The 17,863-nt window shown below is 59.0% G+C and carries 14 protein-coding genes and 1 pseudogene; 11 read left to right on the top strand and 4 right to left on the bottom strand.

Annotated elements, in window-relative coordinates:
* Window positions 1–10 precede the first annotated feature (10 nt).
* Genes yhbY through CAY53_RS11520 form a run of 3 tightly spaced genes read left to right on the top strand, consistent with a single transcriptional unit; the run spans window position 11 to window position 2,053 of the window.
* Window positions 11–337 carry a ribosome assembly RNA-binding protein YhbY gene (yhbY, locus tag CAY53_RS11530; protein WP_104937219.1) on the top strand — a complete coding sequence of 109 codons (327 nt, stop codon included), beginning with the start codon at window positions 11–13 and terminating at the stop codon, window positions 335–337.
* 3 nt (window positions 338–340) lie between these two features.
* On the top strand, window positions 341–1,201 hold the full coding sequence (rsmI, locus tag CAY53_RS11525; protein WP_104937218.1) for a 16S rRNA (cytidine(1402)-2'-O)-methyltransferase: 861 nt from the start codon (window positions 341–343) through the stop codon (window positions 1,199–1,201).
* A 48-nt stretch (window positions 1,202–1,249) separates the two neighbouring features.
* Complete coding sequence (locus CAY53_RS11520; RefSeq protein ID WP_104937217.1) at window positions 1,250–2,053, top strand: inositol monophosphatase family protein; 804 nt, start codon at window positions 1,250–1,252, stop codon at window positions 2,051–2,053.
* Window positions 2,054–2,166: 113 nt separating this feature from the next.
* Here the strand turns inward: CAY53_RS11520 and der are convergent, their stop codons facing one another.
* From der to CAY53_RS11505, 3 genes are read right to left on the bottom strand one after another with little or no spacing between them, the layout of a single operon-like run.
* Window positions 2,167–3,501, bottom strand: a complete 1,335-nt coding sequence (gene der / locus CAY53_RS11515) for a ribosome biogenesis GTPase Der (protein ID WP_104937216.1) — start codon at window positions 3,499–3,501, stop codon at window positions 2,167–2,169.
* The gene (locus CAY53_RS11510; RefSeq protein WP_104937215.1) at window positions 3,498–4,487 is read right to left on the bottom strand and encodes an aminoglycoside phosphotransferase family protein; all 990 of its coding nucleotides are present in this window, start codon (window positions 4,485–4,487) and stop codon (window positions 3,498–3,500) included. Before CAY53_RS11510 ends, der begins: the two co-directional genes overlap by 4 nt.
* Window positions 4,484–5,362, bottom strand: coding sequence for a nucleotidyltransferase family protein (locus CAY53_RS11505; RefSeq protein ID WP_104937214.1), 879 nt, complete (start codon window positions 5,360–5,362; stop codon window positions 4,484–4,486). The genes CAY53_RS11510 and CAY53_RS11505 overlap by 4 nt, the downstream gene beginning before the upstream one ends.
* A gap of 192 nt (window positions 5,363–5,554) precedes the next feature.
* Here CAY53_RS11505 and CAY53_RS11500 point away from each other — a divergent pair, with 192 nt between their 5' ends.
* The 6 genes from CAY53_RS11500 to CAY53_RS11475 all read left to right on the top strand — a co-directional run bounded on the left by CAY53_RS11500 (window position 5,555) and on the right by CAY53_RS11475 (window position 13,270).
* The gene (locus CAY53_RS11500; RefSeq protein ID WP_104937213.1) at window positions 5,555–6,649 is read left to right on the top strand and encodes a hypothetical protein; all 1,095 of its coding nucleotides are present in this window, start codon (window positions 5,555–5,557) and stop codon (window positions 6,647–6,649) included.
* A 9-nt stretch (window positions 6,650–6,658) separates the two neighbouring features.
* Window positions 6,659–8,251: an imidazole glycerol phosphate synthase subunit HisF gene (hisF, locus tag CAY53_RS11495; RefSeq protein WP_104937212.1), complete on the top strand. Its 1,593-nt coding sequence runs from the start codon at window positions 6,659–6,661 to the stop codon at window positions 8,249–8,251.
* 109 nt (window positions 8,252–8,360) lie between these two features.
* Window positions 8,361–9,341: a class II fructose-bisphosphate aldolase gene (locus CAY53_RS11490; RefSeq protein WP_104937211.1), complete on the top strand. Its 981-nt coding sequence runs from the start codon at window positions 8,361–8,363 to the stop codon at window positions 9,339–9,341.
* Between the two features lie 57 nt (window positions 9,342–9,398).
* A complete protein-coding gene (gene orn / locus CAY53_RS11485; RefSeq protein ID WP_104937554.1) occupies window positions 9,399–9,944 on the top strand; it encodes an oligoribonuclease in 546 nt (181 codons plus the stop codon).
* Between the two features lie 39 nt (window positions 9,945–9,983).
* Window positions 9,984–11,519: a class I SAM-dependent methyltransferase gene (locus CAY53_RS11480; RefSeq protein ID WP_104937210.1), complete on the top strand. Its 1,536-nt coding sequence runs from the start codon at window positions 9,984–9,986 to the stop codon at window positions 11,517–11,519.
* Between the two features lie 206 nt (window positions 11,520–11,725).
* Window positions 11,726–13,270 (top strand): sulfatase-like hydrolase/transferase, encoded by a 1,545-nt coding sequence (locus CAY53_RS11475; protein WP_104937209.1) that lies wholly within the window; start codon window positions 11,726–11,728, stop codon window positions 13,268–13,270.
* Between the two features lie 70 nt (window positions 13,271–13,340).
* On the opposite strand, the gene CAY53_RS11470 is transcribed toward CAY53_RS11475, so the two are convergent.
* Window positions 13,341–15,902, bottom strand: coding sequence for a glycogen/starch/alpha-glucan phosphorylase (locus CAY53_RS11470; protein ID WP_219842672.1), 2,562 nt, complete (start codon window positions 15,900–15,902; stop codon window positions 13,341–13,343).
* Between the two features lie 127 nt (window positions 15,903–16,029).
* Here CAY53_RS11470 and amrS point away from each other — a divergent pair, with 127 nt between their 5' ends.
* Together amrS and CAY53_RS13065 are read left to right on the top strand one after the other, a co-directional pair.
* A complete protein-coding gene (gene amrS / locus CAY53_RS11465; protein WP_104937207.1) occupies window positions 16,030–17,034 on the top strand; it encodes an AmmeMemoRadiSam system radical SAM enzyme in 1,005 nt (334 codons plus the stop codon).
* Between the two features lie 283 nt (window positions 17,035–17,317).
* Window positions 17,318–17,423: pseudogene (locus CAY53_RS13065) on the top strand (prepilin-type N-terminal cleavage/methylation domain-containing protein); the annotation flags it as partial.
* Window positions 17,424–17,863 lie beyond the last annotated feature (440 nt).

Raw genomic sequence — 17,863 nt, 5'->3', positions numbered from 1 at the left:
GCTGATTGCCATGACGAAAACAAAAGCAGCAAAGCCTCCAGTATTGACCAACCCGCAAAAAAAACAGTTGCGCAGCCTGGGGCACGAACTGGCCCCGGTGGTGCTGGCCGGCAGGGAAGGCCTGAGCGCCAACCTGATTGCCGCAACCAGAGCCGCCTTCAAAACCCGGGAGCTGATTAAAATCAAAATCGGACAGAATGCTCCCATCCAGCGGGAAGAGGCGGCAGCAGAGCTGGCCCGGGAAAGCGGTTCGGCACTCGTCCAGGTGGTCGGCCGGGTTCTGCTCCTGTACCGGCCCAATCCGGAGCTGCCCGCCGAAAAGCGCATTGCCCTCTGAGCCATGCCCAGCCCCGATCCCCAGGCCGGCACCCTCACGCTGGTGGCCACGCCTATCGGCAACCTGGCCGATATGAGTTTCCGCGCTGTGGAGGCCCTGAAAAAGGCAGACTGCATCGCCTGCGAAGATACCCGCCACAGCCGCAGGCTCTGCGCCCATTACGGCATCAGCGCCCGGCTGATCAGCTATTACCGGGAAAAGGAGCGGGAACGCGGGGCCCAGCTTGTGCAACTGCTGCGGGCCGGCCGGAATATCGCCCTGATCACCGATGCGGGCACACCGGGCCTTTCCGATCCCGGCGCGGTACTGGTCCGGCTGGCCAGAGCGGCGGGCATCACGGTTACGGCCGTGCCAGGCGCCAGCGCCCTGATGACAGCCCTGGCCCTGGCCGGGCTCGAGAGCCACGATTTCTATTTCGGCGGCTTCCTGCCCGCCACCTCTGCGGCCAGACAGCAATGCCTGCGCAGGTTGGCCCCCTTGCCCTGTCCACTCGTCTTTTACGAAGCCCCGCACCGCATCCACGCCTGCCTTCAGGATCTGTGCACCGTTTTTGGCGAGCGCCAGGCGCAGCTCTTCCGCGAATTGACCAAGCTGCACGAAGAGCGGCTCGCCGGCGCCTTGCCCGAACTGCGGGACCGGGTGGCGGCCGGCGTCAAGGGCGAACTGGTGCTCGTGATTGCCGGTCATGAGGGCCAGCCCACGGCCGGCGCCGAGGATCTGGCGGCCATGCTCCGCTGGCACCGGGACGAATGCGGCGCCTCCCTGAAAGAGGCGGTCAACGCCACCGCCCAGGCCCTCGCTCTGCCCCGAACCCCGGTGTACCGGGCCGCACTCGCCCTCTGGCAGGAAACAACAAGTTCCTGAGGGCGCTGCGGCGGTCTCTTTTCCGTTCACTTCCTCCTCACCTTTCCCATGTCCCCGATTGCCACTGACCACAAGAGACTGGCTGCGCTGTTGCGCATTGCCACCGAGGCTGCCCGGGCGGGCGGCGATATCCTGCTGGCCCGCTACGGCCAAAACCACGACATTGTCCACAAAGGCCAAGTCAATCTGGTGACCGAGGCTGATCTGGCCTCCGAGCAGGCGGTTTGCAGCCTGCTGCGGGAAAAAACGCCGGACATTGCCATCATGAGCGAAGAACAGAGCGCCTCCCACGAGCTCGCGCGCCATCAGAGCCTGTGGCTGGTCGATCCCCTGGATGGCACGACCAGTTTTGCCCATGGCTTCCCGTTTTTTGCCGTGTCCATCGCCCTCCTGCAGGAGGGCCGGCCCCTCGTGGGCGTGGTGTACGCGCCCTTTCTGAACGAGCTGTTCACAGCCGCCCGGGGCGGCGGCGCGGCGCTGAACGGCAGGGCCATTCAGGTCACGGCAAACGCCAGCCTGATTGCAGCGCTGGTGGCAACCGGCTTTCCCTACGAACGGGAGCATGGTCTGCCCGGCATTGTGCAGCGGCTGGGCCGGGTGCTTACGCAGGTGCAGGATATACGCCGGGGTGGTTCCGCCGCCATGGATCTGGCCTATGTCGCCTGCGGCCGGCTGGATGCCTACTATGAAGTCCAGCTCAGCCCCTGGGACAGCGCGGCCGGCTGGCTGCTGGTGCTGGAGGCGGGCGGCCGGGTCACCGGCATGAATGGGGCCGCCTATTCGCCCTTCATCCCCCACATTCTGGCCAGCAACGGCCATCTCCACGAGGCCCTGCTGCCGCTCATGGCTTGAGCTGATCTGCCGCCGCGCTTTGTGCGTTGGCCCTGCATGCCGCTTGGCAGGAAAAACGGGCATCCCGCCCATGGCAGGATGCCCGTTTTCTGCCCGCACACTCTCTGGCACCGCTATTTTTTTGCCCTTCTCCCGCTTCTTTCCCGGAAAAAGATCTGCACCGGCACACGGTCGAGCCCCAGGCCGTCGCGGAAGCAGTTGACCAGATAGCGCTGATAGGAAAAATGCACGGCCCTGGGGGCATTGCTCACCACCACAAAGCGCGGTGGGGCAGTGGCCAACTGGACCGTGTAGTAGAACTTCAGGCGGCGGCCCCTGTGCAGGGGTGGTTCGTGCTGGGCTACGGCATCGGCCAGCAGGCGGTTCAGGGCCGAGGTCGGAAAGCGGCTGTGGAACTGGCGCTGAATCTTGCCCATCTCCGGGAAAAGCCGTTTGATGCCCCTGCCGTTTTTGGCCGAGACTTTCAGAATCGGCGCAAAGGAGACGAATTTCACCGCTTCCCGCACCTCCTCCAGAAGCTGGAGCTGGCGCTTGCGCTCCCGCTCCAGGAGATCCCACTTGTTGATCAGCACCATGAGCGCCCGGCCCTGTTCCTGCGCATAGCTGATGATTTTCGTATCCTGCTCGGTGATGCCCTCGCCCGCGTCCAGCAGCACCAGGGCAATATCGCAGCGGCCGATGGCGCCAAGTGTTTTCAGCACCGAAAACTTTTCCAGCTTGTCCGTGGTCTTGCCCCGGCGGCGGATGCCCGCCGTGTCGATCAGGAGGTAGGCGTACTGGCCGCAACTGAGCCGGGTGTCCACGGCGTCCCTCGTGGTGCCGGCCACTTCCGAAACCAGCATCCGCGACTCGCCGGTGATGGCATTGATGAGCGAACTCTTGCCGACATTGGGCCGGCCCAGAAAGGCCACTCTGAGCGTGTTTTCCGGCAGTTCCTCATGGCGGGCTTCGCTGTTCAAAAGCGGCAGCAAGGCGCTCATGAGTTCGGCAAAGCCATAGCCGTGATCAGCGGAAAGCGGCCAGACCTTGTCCACGCCCAGCTCCCAGAAGGGCGGCAGGAGTTCGTTCTCCAGGTCCGCGTCGTCGATTTTGTTCACGACAGGGAACACGGGCTTCTGCGAGCGCCTGAGCAGGCCTGCAATCTCCAGGTCGCCCGGCGTCAGGCCCTCGCGGCCGTCCAGGAGGAAGAAGATGATGTCCGCCTCCTCCACCGCCACAAGCGCCTGCTCGCGGATATGCCCGCCCAGACCATCGTCCTCCTCGATGCCGCCGGTGTCCACGAGGCTGAAGGCATGCCCTTCCCAGTCGATTTTGGCATAGTGCCGGTCGCGGGTGACCCCCGGGCTGGGATCGACCAGGGCGTCGCGGCGACGGGTCAGGCGGTTGAACAGGGTGGATTTGCCCACGTTGGGGCGGCCGATCAGGGCGACAAGGGGGATGGTGTTCATGGTGCGCTGAAATGCTGATGACAAAGGCAGGCCAAGGTGCGGAGGCCAGCATACCGGGCAAAGGCTTCGTGCGCAAGCAGGGTGGCAAGCGAGGCGGCCGCGGGCGCGAGAAAAGCGGCGAAGAAGGGCTTGCCCCTGACCTGGCTCAGAAAGGCGAAGGCGCCCATGATCTGCAGGTTGCGCTGCACGGCCAGGAGCCGGTATTCGTGGCGGAAGCGCTCCGGGTCATAGGGGGTGAGCCGCAGCAGGGCCGCGAGGTAGTGTTCGAGCAGATGGGCCTGCATTGCCTCCGGCAGCGCGGCATAGGGATCGATCAGGAGCGAGGCCAGATCATAGGCCAGAGGGCCAAGCCGGCCGCCCTGAAAGTCGATGAAGGCCGGCCGGCCGGCCGGCAGCATGATGTTTCTGCTCTGGCAGTCCCGGTGCAGAAAATAGCAGGCAGGCGCCTGAGCGGCGCTCGCGGCCAGGAGGCGGCACTCGTGGGCCAGCCCGGCCCCGTCAAAGGAGAGGCCCAAAAGATCCCGGCAGCAGGCCTGGAGGAAGTAGCCGGATTCCCGCTCCTGCATGAGCTGTTCGTTATAGCGGGGCGTGTCCCAGCACCAGGCCGGGTCAAAGCCCTCTGCGGCCCTGACCTGCATGCAGGCCAGAGCCACGACCGTTTCCTCGTAGAGCCGCAGGCGTTCTGGATGGCCAGGGCCGATGTCGTGCAGCCTGGTGTCGCCGAAATCCTCGCAGAGCACGAGCCCGCTCTCCGCATCCCAGGCGAAAATCTCCGGCGTGGCCGCACCCCTGGCGTGCAGATGGCGGCCAATGCAGGCCACGCTTCGGGCTTCGGCCAGCTCCTTCGGCCCGGCCTGTTCAGGCGGCAGAATGGCCAGCAGCGGGCGCCGGCCGCTCTTCAGGCGGAAGAAGCGGCGGGAAGAGCCGTCGGCCTGCAGGATGCTCTCCGGATGCTGCAAAAGGCGCTCGATTTCCCTGTGATTCATGGCTGGATAGCTCCCTGTGTCTGGCTGTCGAGGCGCGGATCGCCGGTCAGGATGCGCTGCCGGTAACAGCCCTGCGGAATGGAGGCACCGTCCCAGACCACACAGTCCGAGAGCGTCGCGCCGGGGGCGATGACGGCCCTTTCCCCAATGCAGCCGAAGCCGGCCAGTCTGGCGCTTCCGGCCACCAGGGCCGTTTCGGCAATGCGCCATGCTCCCGGCCCCAGAAGCCGACGGTGCAGGTCCAGATAATCGGCGGGCGTGCCCATGTCCTGCCAGAAGACGCCGTCCACCCGCGCATAGCCGATGCAGCCCAGGGGCGCCATCTGCCGGTACAGATCGATGATGTGAAAAAAGCGGGCCGCCGGAATCCGGGCGATGATCTCCGGATTCACCACCTGAATGCCGGTAAAGGCCAGGGCGCCCGCTGCCCGGCCGAAGCCGCTGACAGTCCTGCCCCGCACCTGTACGGTATTGAAGCGGGGCAGGTCATGCAGGGCCATGGTGACCGCATGAGTACTTTGCTGGTGCTGCGTCCAGAGCGCTGCCAGATCCAGCTCGTGATACACGTCGCCGTTGAGCACCAAAAGCGGCTCGGCGGCGAGCCGGGGCAGGGCCTCGCGCAGACTGCCGCCCGTGCCCAGAATTTCCGGCTCCACTTGCAACTGCACGCCGGGCAGGCCGGCCACAGCCCGCTCTATCTGCCCGGCCAGATGGTGGGCGTTGACGAGCACGCGCGCAAAGCCGGTCTGACGCAGGCGCTCCAGATGCCAAAGCAGCAGGGGCCGGTTCAGCACCGGAAAAAGCGGCTTGGGGCGGATATCGGTATAGGGTTTGAGCCGGGTGCCGAAGCCCGCGGCCAGGAGCATGGCTTGCATAAAAACGTGGTGATTCTGACGGAAAAATTGACGCTGGCCAGGAAGCTGGGTACATATCGGAGAGACCTCTTTGGTCTGCCGGGATGAATATGCAATATTGCAGCCGGCTTTGCCACGAAAACGCCGCCCGCAGTTGCACAAAGAGATGCGGCTATGCCGGAATGGACCCATTGCCTTCAGGTGTGCACCACAATGAATCGCCTTTTTCGCTCCGTCCCAATCCGGGCAGGCCTGCTCCTGCTGAGCGGCACGCTCCTGCCTGCGGCCCTGCCTCCGGCCTGGGCGGAAATGGCTGACCAGGGCACCGCAACCCCGGCGCTGGCGGGCGGCAAGGGCAGGGTTTCGCCGCCTGCAGCGGCCCAGGCCCGGAACGAGGCCGAAACGGCGGAGCCTGTGGGCGCTGGAGACGCTGTCCAGGCGGAAGAGGAAGAGGGCTATACCTGGGAAGATTCCCGCTCCCAGGTGCGCGAGGCCACCGAATGGGTGGCCCGGGGCATAGACAGCTGGTTCGGCGACAAGCCCTTCGAGCAGGGCGGCCGCGTCTCCAATGGCCGGATCCGGATGCGTTTGGTCTGGCGCGAACACGACAGGGCGGATGCGCATGTCCGCTTCCGGGTGAAGCTCAGGCTGCCCAATCTGGAAGAGCGGGCCGATTTCTTTATCGGCAGCGAAAATGAAAAAGACCTGGTGCGCAGCCGGCCGGATACGCTCATGGACCAGAAGCGCGTGTTCCGGGAAAGCAAGAAGGACGATGAAACCCTGTTCGCCGGGATGCGCCTGCGCTTCTTTGACCATGTGAGTTTTCACATGGGCCTGCGGGATCTGTACAAGCCCTATCTCAAGCTGCGCTACGAGCAGGAGTGGACTTTCGCCGAAAAGTGCCGCCTGTTCTTTCAGGAAACGCCGTACTGGGCTCTGAACGATGGCCTGGGCGAAACCACGGTTCTGGAATTCGAGCACGCCCTGACCTCGGATTTGAGCCTGCGCTGGCTGAACTCCGGCACACTTTCCGAAGAAGACGATGGGCTGGACTGGTACAGTTCCATCGGGCTGCATCGGCGTTTCGAAGGCAATCGGCAGCTTTCGGGCGAATTTCTGCTGGATGGCGAAACCGGCGCGCCCGTGGCTGTGGCGGACTATGGCATTTTGATGAAGTGGCGGCAGCCGGTCTGGCGCGAATGGCTCTTTGGCGAGGTCACGGCCGGTCACTACTGGCACCGGGAAAAGCCGGAAGCCGACAGGGAAAGCCAGTGGGCCTTCGGGTTGGGCCTGCAAATGAATTTCTGAGAGGATCCGATGATAAGCCTGCTTGATTACGGCGCGGGCAATGTGCGCTCGGTCGTCAACGCCATTGAGCATCTGGGGGAACAGGTCCGGCTGGTGAGCAGTCCGGAGGACCTTGCCAGTGCCGAGAAGCTGGTGTTTCCCGGGGTGGGCCATTACGGCGAACTCATGCGGGTCCTGCGGGAAAAGGGCCTGCGGGAGCCGCTGATCCGCCATCTCAGATCCGGCCGGCCCTTTTTCGGCATCTGTGTGGCCCTGCAGGCCCTTTACGAGGGCAGCGAGGAGGCCCCGGACGAAGCGGGGCTGGGCCTGTATCCCGGCAGGGTGCGGCGCTTTGCGGGCGAACTGCCGGTGCCGCATATCGGCTGGAACGGCATCCGGGCCTGCAAGGCCTCCCCGTTTCTGGCCGGTTTTGACGGCAGCGAGAAACTCTACTTTGTCCATTCCTACCATGTCCCGGCAGCAGGCAGCGGCCCGGAGGCGCTGACCCTGACCGATTACGGCACGGCCTTTGTGAGTGCGATTGCAGACGGCCAGCGCATCGCCACCCAGTTTCATCCGGAAAAAAGCGGGCAGGCCGGTTTGCGGCTGCTGGAGAATTTTCTGAAGGCGGATCGCGCAGCGGAAGCCATCCTGCCGCCGCGTTGCCCGGAAAAGACGGCCCTGGCCAAACGCATCATCGCCTGTCTGGACGTGCGGGCCAACGATCGGGGCGATCTGGTGGTCACCAAGGGCGACCGGTACGACGTGCGCGAGGCGGGCAGGGTGCGCAATCTGGGCAAGCCCGTGGCCCTGGCCGCAGACTATTACCGGCAGGGCGCGGACGAGATCACCTTTCTGAACATCACCGGCTTCCGGGACTTTCCCTTGCACGACCAACCCATGCTGCGGGTTCTGGAAGAGACCGCGAAGCTGGTCTTCGTGCCCCTGACCATTGGCGGCGGCATTCGGGACTTCACGGACCGAAACGGCGTGTTCAGCTCCGCGCTCGAGGTGGCGGCCCGCTACTTCCGGGCCGGAGCGGACAAGGTTTCCATCGGCTCCGACGCGGTTGCCATTGTGGAACAGTACCTGCAAAGCGGCAAGGCCAGCGGTCTTTCGTCCATCGAGCAGATCGCCCGGGTTTACGGCAATCAGGCGGTGGTGATTTCCATAGACCCGCGCCGGGTCTATGTGCACGATCCCGCAAAAGTGCCGGCAGCGCATATCCAGTGCATCGAGACCGCCGAGCCCGGGCCGGAGGGCGAGCGCTTCTGCTGGTACCAGTGCACGGTGCAGGGGGGACGCGAGGGCCGGCCGGTGGATGCGCTCACCGTGGCTGCCGTCTGCGAGCACCTGGGCGCCGGGGAAATTCTGCTCAACTGCATCGACCGCGACGGCACAGGTGCGGGTTTTGACCTGGAACTGGTCCGCGCGGTCAGGCACGCGGTGGGCATTCCGGTCATTGCCTCCAGTGGCGCTGGCTGCACGGATCATTTTGTGGCGCTTTTCACGACAACGAATGCGGACGCGGCCCTGGCCGCCGGCATTTTCCACCGCAGGGAAGTGCCCATTGCCGCGGTGAAAACCGCCCTGCTGGACCGGGTTCCGGTGCGGCAGCTCTAAGCTTTTCGCTTGGCGATACCCTCAGGCCTGGGGTACACTGCCGCTGTTGCAGGGTTTGCCGGATGCCAGTGGCGGCCCCCTTCCTTTCTGACACTTTCGGAGGATTGCCATGAAAAAACTGCACTATACCGAGCTGGGTCTGGTCAACACCAGAGCCATGTTTGCCCAGGCCATGGAAGAGCAATTCGCGGTTCCTGCCTACAATTTCAACAATATGGAGCAGTTGCAGGCTATTGTCACGGGCTGCGTGCAGAGTGCCTCGCCACTCATTCTGCAGGTTTCCGGCAGCGCCAGAAAGTACATCGGCACCGCCTTCCTGCCCCATATGGCCAGGGCCGCCGTGGATCTGGCCGAAGAGTTGGGCCGGCCGATTCCCATTGCCCTGCACCTGGATCATGGCGGCTCCGCCGAGCTGGCCAAGGAGTGTGTGGACAGCGGCTTTTCCTCGGTCATGATCGACGCCTCCCATGAATCCTTTCAGGAGAACATCCGCATCACCAGGGAGGTGGTGGCCTATGCCCACGACCACGGGGTGAGCGTGGAGTCGGAGCTGGGGGTTCTGGCCGGCATCGAGGACGAGGTGAGCGCCGAGCACTCTTCCTACACCAGGCCGCAGGAGGTGGAGGAATTTCTGAACGCAACCGGCGTAGACAGTCTGGCCATTTCCATCGGCACCTCCCACGGGGCCTACAAGTTCAGGCTCAAACCCGGGGAGCAGCCTCCTCCCCTGCGCTTCGACATTCTCGATGAAATCGAAAGGCGCGTGCCCGGCTTCCCGATCGTGCTGCACGGCGCCTCCTCGGTCCTGCCCGAGTATGTGGCGCTCGTCAACCGGTACGGCGGCAAAATGGAAAACGCTGCCGGCATCCCGGAAGAACAGCTCCGCCGGGCCGCAGCCTCCGCGGTCTGCAAGATCAATATCGACAGCGACGGCAGGCTCGCCATGACCGCGATCATCCGCAAGGTCTTTGCCGAAAAACCGGGCGAGTTCGATCCGAGGAAATATCTGGGCCCGGCCCGGGATGCTCTGATCGAGTTGATCGTGCACAAGAATACCGAAGTGCTGGGCAGCGCGGGCCGGGTACGCTGATTGCCGGCAACTGCCCGTTTTTCTTTGGAAGGGCTGGATTTTTCCTGAGGCATGGACATGGACAGGGACAGCAATCTGGTGTGGATGGATCTGGAGATGACCGGACTGAAGCCCGAGACGGATGTTATCCTCGAGGTGGCCACGATCGTCACCGACAGCGATTTGAATGAACTGGCCCAGGGGCCGATTATCGCCATTCACCAGACGGAAAGCGTGCTCGCGGGCATGAACGACTGGTGCCAGCGCCATCATGCGGCCTCCGGTCTGATTGAGCGGGTCAGGCAGAGCAAAGTCGACTGCCGAGAGGCCGAGGTGGCGACGCTTGACTTTGTGCGGACCTGGGTCAATCCCGGCAAATCGCCGCTCTGCGGCAACACCATCTGGCACGACCGCTGCTTTCTTCTGGCCCGGATGCCGGAACTGGAACACTGGTTCCACTACCGCAATATCGATGTCAGCGCGCTGAAAGAACTGGCCTCCCGCTGGCGGCCCGATCTGCCGCATTTCGGGAAGGACCACCGGCATCTGGCCCTGCCAGATATCCGGGAATCCATCGCCGAACTGCGCTATTACCGGGAGCATCTGCTCGTGCAGGCGGGCTGAATCCCCAAATCTAACACTATCTAAGCCAGGAACAACAGCATGAGCGACTGGACGGAAGGCTATTTCACCGATGTGGGTTATACCTTTGGCTATTACCGTGAATTGAACCCCCTTCACGCCAAAATTGCCCTGCAGGACTACAATGTGGCCTGCCCGGAGGTGCGAAGCGCCTGCGAACTGGGCTTTGGTCAGGGCCTGAGCGTCAATATTCATGCAGCGGCCTCGACTGTGCAGTGGTATGGCACAGACTTCATGCCGGAACAGACAGCCTTTGCCCAGAAAATGGCGGCGGCATCCGGGGTTCATGTCCAGCTTTGCAACGATTCCTTTGAAAGCTTCGCCAAACGCAAGGACCTGCCTGACTTCGATTTTATCGGCCTGCACGGCATCTGGAGCTGGATCTCCAACAACAACCGGCGCGTTATCGTTGATTTTCTGAAAAAGAAACTCAAGCCGGGCGGCGTGCTCTACATCAGCTACAACACGTTGCCCGGCTGGGCGGATTTTCTCTCCCTGCGCCACCTGATGACCCAATATATGGTCAGCACGGCAGACCCCAGACAGCACCGGCTTGAGCAAGTTAGAGAATGTATTGCTTTTCTTGACAGATTCCTGGCGACCAATCCTGGTTTTGCCTTGGTTAATCCCAATATCCGCAATCGCTTAAAGAGCATGCACAAAAAGGATGCCCACTATCTTGCTCATGAATACTTTAACCGTGACTGGTATCCTATGCACTTTACCGATATAGTGCAGTGGTTTCAAAGTACTCAACTCGAGTATATCTGTTCTGCCAGATATCTTTATCATATCAACGGATTCAACATCAGCAGTGAGCAGGAGGCCTTTCTGCAAAGTATCACTGATCCTGTCTTCAGAGAATCAGTCAATGATTTCATGATCAACCGGCAGTTCCGCTGGGATTACTGGGTTAAAGAACCCAGAGAGATGAACAAAAAAGAACGAGAATCTATCTTGCAGAATCAGCAATATATTCTAACGATGCCGGTCTCGGAAGTCTCGCTCCAGGTAACAGAGGCGCTGGGCAAGGTGGATCTGGAACCGGAAATTTACAAGCCCATCCTTGAGCTGATGTCCGATTATCAGCCTCGAACCCTGCGCCAGATCGAAGAGGAACTGCAGGGAAAAACCCTGAAATTCAAACAACTCTATCAGGGAATTGTGGTTCTGCTGGGCAAGGGCTGCATGGAGCCGGTGCAGGCTGAAGAGAGTATGCATCAAACAAAGGCTCAAACTGAAGGACTCAATGCCTTTTTATGCAATCAGTCCAAGGCGAGTAATGACATCGCCTTCCTGTCCAGTCCATTGACGGGTGGCGGCATTGCTGTCAGCCGGGTCGAACAGCTTTTTTTGCAAAACTTCAGACAAGGACAGCGCGAAACGCAGCAGTGGGTAGAATATGCTTGGCAACAGCTCTCAGCAGGGGGCAGTAAAGTTGTCAAGGAAGGTCATATACTGAACTCGCCCGAAGAAAATCTTGCAGAACTGCATTCTTTGGCTGCCCGCTTCGCCAAAGAACGTCTCCCCATGTTGCGGGTATTGGGTATCGTCTGAGCCGAAGAAAAACAGTCATCTAGCAAAATGTAGGAGATGAAATGTGGGGTGCGAAAGCAGCGAGGAGGAGGATATATATTTTCGTTGAACGACCTGTGAATTAATTGGGATAAATCCAGCTAGTTGTTGGTACTATCTTGATTTTATTGTAAAATAAGCAGGCTGTCAAAGCGCTGGACCGAATTTCTTCCTATCATTCTACACGTATGAAAACAATACACGAATATATCATCTTAACAAGTTTACTATTAAAAATTGGATTATGCTGGCTTGCCACGCAAGGAACAGGGTTGATTTTTTCAGTAATCCCTGAATCAATGATGTTATTTATTTTTATGTATTTTTGCAAGAATAAAACCATTATTGCTTTCTTTATTTTCCCTTTGATTATAATAAATTCCTTGCAAATATCAAGCATATACAGCACGGGAGAATATATAGTTCCACTTGTATTATTAAATATACAATATTTTAGAGATATAGGAAATCAAATTTTTATATTGATATTTATTTCAATATTTTATATCTTGTTATTTGTTATTGATTTCATTATTTTTAATAAAAGATTCATCTATAAAAAATATCAGAAAATATCATTCATTCCCCTAATGGCTATCTACTTGTTTATTGAATACTCCTTTATTAATTTCCCTGTGCATAATTTTATAGATACTACATCAAAAGTAATAGATATTTGCTCATATCAACATATTAATAAAGAAAGTATCATAACGAATAGTAAAATAGCAAATGCGCATGAACTATTTGGTATCAACCTCGATAAAAATAAAAAATACAATATAATTGTTTTGTTTATTGAAGGTACAAGCTACCAAATATTGCGTAATGATTTAACGTCAAATTTATGTAAAATACAAAATGAATCAATTAATATTATAAATTATTATAATCACACTTTGCCTACTTTCAGGGGCATTCGCGGACAGTTGACATCAACCTATCAACTTGCAGTAGGTGCTGATGATAAATTGCCAAAGGCAAATTCGCTCGCATATATTATGAATACCCTTGGATATAATAGCGTGTTTGTGTCTCCTCATGCACAACAAAGTAAATTCAATACATGGATAAAAAGCATAGAATTTAACAAGATATATTCCCTCAAAAAGAATAAGGATTTGACAGATCGAGAGATGTATTCATTTCTCTATGAGAAGATCAAAGAGATATCTAAATTAGGTAAGCCTTTTTTCGCTTGTGCTTATTTCTTAGGAACTCATCATGGAATGGATAGCTCTGACAAAAAATATGGTGATGGTCAGAAGACATATTTGAATAAATTTTATAACCATGACTTCTGGTTTGGAGATTTCTTTAAGGAATTCTCACACAGCTCACTTTATGAGAATACAATTCTTGTGATAACTACAGATCATGCTTCCTTACCATCTCCTGAAATGAGTAAAACGTTTTCCTTTGACAATAACTATGGTGTCAATACAGTTCCCTTTATTATCCATTATAAAGGAGTAAAAAATAAAATCATTGATGGTCAATACAGGAATTCTCTCTCATTCGCGCCCACACTGCTTGATATGATCTCTGTGACCAATGTTAACGCCAATTTTCTAGGTAATTCCATCTTTGTAAAAGACAATAATTCCGAATTCTCTCATATATCAAATATAGATTTTAATTTTTACGAAACCAGCAAAAACGGGGTTCATCCCATTGCCCAGGATGATCCCCGCTATGCTGCACCCATTAAATTTATCATGGAGCATTTTTAAGGTGCCGCACAAGCCCCTTGCATAAGTATTCGCAAGGGGCCTGTGCGCTTTTTGAGCTCCACTATCCCGTTCACTCCACCCTGATACCCCAGATTTCCTCCGCATACTGGCGGATGGTGCGGTCGCTGGAGAATTTACCCATGCGCGCCACATTGAGGATGGATTTTTTCGTCCAGGCATCCTGATCGCCGTATATCTCGCCTACCATATCCTGGCAGGTCAGGTAGGATTCCAGATCCAGCAGCAGCAGGTAGGGGTCGTTTTCACTCATCAGATCATCCACCAGGGGCCGGAACAGTTCCCTGTCCCCATCGCTGAAAGCGCCCTGGGCAATGGCGTCCACGATTGCCCGCACGGTCGGGTTCTGTTCGTAAATCTGGATGGGCTTCCGTGATTTGATCCGTTTCTCGCTCTCCACTTCCTGGGCCGTCATGCCGAAAATGAAGATATTCTCCGCCCCCACCTCCTGCCGGATCTCCACATTGGCGCCGTCCAGGGTGCCAATGGTAAGGGCGCCGTTCAGGGCAAACTTCATGTTGCCCGTGCCCGACGCCTCGGTGCCGGCGGTGGAAATCTGTTCGGAGAGGTCAGCCGCCGGAATGATGCGTTCCGCCAGCGAGACCCCGTAGTTCGGAATAAAGGCCACCCTGAGCCGGCCGGCCACCCGCGGGTCCCGGTTGATGACCCCGGCCACCGAGTTGATCAGCCGCACGATCAGCTTGGCGCGCTGGTAGGATGGCGCGGCCTTGCCGGCAAAGATGACGGTGCGCGCCGGCCGCGTGCTTTCCGGGTGCGCGACGAAGTGCTGGTACAGGCGAATGACGTGCAGCACGTTCAGAAGCTGCCGCTTGTACTGGTGGATGCGCTTCACCTGGATGTCGAACAGGGAATCCGGATCCACCTCCAGGCCGTTGCAGCGTTTTTTGATGATGGCGGCCAGTTTCTCCTTGTTGAGGCGCTTGATCTCGCGCCAGCGCTGCCGGAACTCCGGATCATCCGCAAAAGCTTCCAATGCCCGCAGTTTGTCCAGATCGGTGGCCCAGTCCATGCCGATTTTCTCGCCGATCAGCCGGGCCAGCTCCTGATTGCAGCAGAGCAGCCAGCGCCGGGGCGTGATCCCGTTGGTTTTGGCGTTGAAGCGCTCCGGATACATCTCATAGAAGTTGCGGAAGAGATGCTCGGTCAGCAGCTTGGTGTGCAGCTCGGCCACGCCGTTGATGGAATGGCTGCCGATGATGGCCAGATTGGCCATGCGGATCTTGCGCACCGGCCCCTCCTCGATAAGCGACATCTCCTGAATGCGGCGCAGGTTGCCCGGATAGCGCTCCGCCACCTCCAGGAGAAAGCGGCGGTTGATCTCGTAGATGATCTCCAGATGCCGGGGCAAGAGGCTGCCGAACATGTCCACGCTCCAGGTCTCCAGGGCCTCGGGCATGAGGGTGTGGTTGGTGTAGGCAAAGGTCTTCACGCACACATCCCAGGCCAGCTCCCAGCTCTGGCCCTCAACGTCCAGGAGCAGGCGCATCAGCTCCGGAATGGCAATGGCCGGGTGGGTGTCGTTGAGCTGGATCGCCACCTGATTCGGAAAATCCTCGAAGTGCACGTTGGTCTTGCGGTAACGCCGCATCACGTCCTGCAGCGTGGCGGCCACGAAGAAGTACTGCTGCCTGAGCCGCAGCAACTGGCCTTCGGCAATGTCGTCGCTGGGATACAGCACCTTGGAAATGGTCTCGGACTGGACCTTGCTTTCCACAGCGCTCACATAGTCGCCCGCGTTGAAGCTCTCCAGGTCGAGTTCCCGGGAGGCCTTGGCCCGCCACAGCCGCATGTTGATGACGTGGTCGTTGCGAAAGCCGGGCACAAGCATGTCGCAGGCCATGGCCATGACAATGTTGGTATCCACCCAGCGCGAGCGGTAGCGGCCTTCCTGGTCGATATAGCTGTGCACGCGGCCGCCAAACTGCACCGGATACATGAAGTGGCTGCGTTCGTAGAGCCAGGGCGAGCCGGTGCGGAGCCAACTGTCCGGGGTCTCCACCTGACAGCCGTCCACGATGCTTTGGTGGAATATGCCGTAATCGTAGAGGATGCCATAGCCATAGGCCGGAATGCCCATGGTGGCGATGGAATCGAGGAAGCAGGCCGCGAGCCGGCCCAGACCGCCGTTGCCCAGGGCCGCGTCTTCCTCGCAGCTCTGCAGTTCCTCGAGATCGGTGCCCAGCGTTTTCAGGGCCTGATGCAGCGGCTCCTGCATGCCCAGATTGATGACCGCGTTGGTGAGCGAGCGGCCCACCAGAAATTCCATCGACAGATAGTAGACCCGCTTCCTGGCCTGGGCATAGAGGCTCTTCTGCCCCTTGATCCACTTGTACATGAGCGCGTCGCGCAGGGTATAGGACAGGGCGCGGTAGCTGTCCTCATTGCCGGCGCGGTCGGGATCGCGGCCCTGAAAGCTCATGATGTGGTGGCGGATGGTGCCGCGCAGGAGTTCGATATTGTCGCCCTTGAAGAGGATGTCGTAGCCGCCCGGCGCCTGCTGCGATGGTGCTGGGGTCTTGCCGGTGCTTTTGCCCCCGCTTTCAGGCCTGCTCCCGCCTTTGGTCGCCGTTTTGGCCTTGCTTTCTCGTGCCATGTGCTGCTCCTGCATATACAATGAAAGGTAAAGGAGTTTTTCCTGTTTTTTGCAGTGTACCGTATTGCAGCGTCAGAGGCAAAGCGGAAACAGGGCGGCAGGACCCGGAGTGACGACAGGAGGCGACATGATGGAGGCGCGTTGGTACGAAAAGGCGGCAGGCGATATGGTGCGTTGCGGTCTCTGCGCCCAGGGCTGCCGGATCGGGCCGGATGGGCGCGGCCTGTGCCGGGTCCGGGAAAACCGGGCCGGCAGACTGTATTCCCTGGTCTACGGCCAGGTGGCGGCGGAGGCGGTGGATCCGGTGGAAAAAAAGCCGCTGTACCATTTTCTGTCCAGGACCCGCACCTGGTCCATTGCCACCCCGGGCTGCAACTTCCGCTGCCTGCACTGCCAGAACCACCGCCTTTCCCAGGTCGGCGACAGACCCATGCCGGCGACGGTGCGGCGCCGCCCCGGGGACGTGGCGGCCATGGCCTTGGCCGCTGGCTGCAAAAGCGTCAGCTACACCTACTCGGAGCCCACGGTCTTTCTGGAATTTGCCGAAGACTGCGGCCTTGCGGCTCACGAGGCGGGGCTGGCGAACATTCTGGTGAGCAACGGCTTCATGAGCGAAGCCGCCGCCCAAAGCGCCGGAGCCTGGCTGGATGCGGCCAATATCGACCTCAAGGCCTTTTCAGATGACTTCTACCGCCGCGTCTGCGGGGCCCGGCTCCAACCGGTGCTGGACACCATCGGCCGGCTCTTCGCCCAGGGCATCTGGCTGGAGGTGACCACTCTCATCATTCCCGGTCTGAACGACGATGCGGCGGAACTCCAGGCCCTGGCGCGGTTCCTGGCCGGGCTGTCGCCGGATCTGCCCTGGCATCTCTCCGCCTTTCATCCGGCCTGCCGCCTGCAGAATGTTCCCCCCACGCCCACAGCCACCCTGCTCCGCGCCCGGGACATCGGCCGGGCCGTTGGGCTGCGCCACGTCTATCTGGGCAACGTGCGGCTGGACGGCGCGGGCGACACCTTGTGTCCGGCCTGCGGCAGCCTGGTCATCCGGCGGCAGGGCTACTGCGCGGAGTTTCCGGCCGAGCCTGGCCGCTGCCCCCACTGCGGCCTGCTGCTGGCCGGTCGTTGGCAGTAAAGGGCGGCTCTGCCGCATTTTGGCAACATTTCGCGCTCATGGCAAAAAAATGTCACCTTTTATGGGAAACGACTCTACCTGCACGCGGCCCTGCCGTCAGGGTCTGACGATCCAATGGTGTTAAGAACAGGCCTCTGGCCCTGTCCCAGCCTGCCTCCGTGTCCGTATCGGCCAGAACGAACATTTTTTTGCAAAATGGCACACATTATGAATCCCCGGCTGTGATACACAACCCCTGCCCGGACGGCGGGGTTGATACTTTTTCCAGCATCCGCAAATCATTATGAAACGCCTAATTCGCCGTGCTCAGGGCTTTACCCTGATAGAGCTCATGATCGTAGTCGCCATTATCGGCATCCTGGCAGCCATTGCCATTCCCCAGGTGGTCGCCTACCGTATGCGGGCATTCAACACCGCAGCAGAATCCGATGTACGTAATTTGAAAAGTGCCGAGGAACTACTCATGACGGACGGACAGGTTTACGGTTCCAGTGAGATAGGCATACTGCCCGGCACCGGCGGGGCACACGGGAAGGGCGTTGAGTTGTTCGGCCCCAAATCGGGCGGCACTCTAGCTGTGAGCGGAGTCGTTTTAAGTGGAATGGATCAAAAGGGCGAGCCCCATGCCGTGGGCTTTGGCATCAGCAACGGCGTCTATTTACGAGCCGATACCATGGTGAACGATGCCAGCTTCAACATCTATGCACGCCATGCTCAGGGAAATCGTGCCTTTGCAAGCGAGGCGGAAACGACTGCTGTGCTGGTCTGTGAAAATGACACCTGGGTGGCACGGGCCGGCATTATGGCAAGCACTGTTGCAGTCCAGGTC

Source organism: Desulfobulbus oralis, from assembly GCF_002952055.1.
Lineage (GTDB): Bacteria > Desulfobacterota > Desulfobulbia > Desulfobulbales > Desulfobulbaceae > Desulfobulbus > Desulfobulbus oralis.
This window is presented reverse-complemented; position numbering and strand designations above follow the sequence as displayed.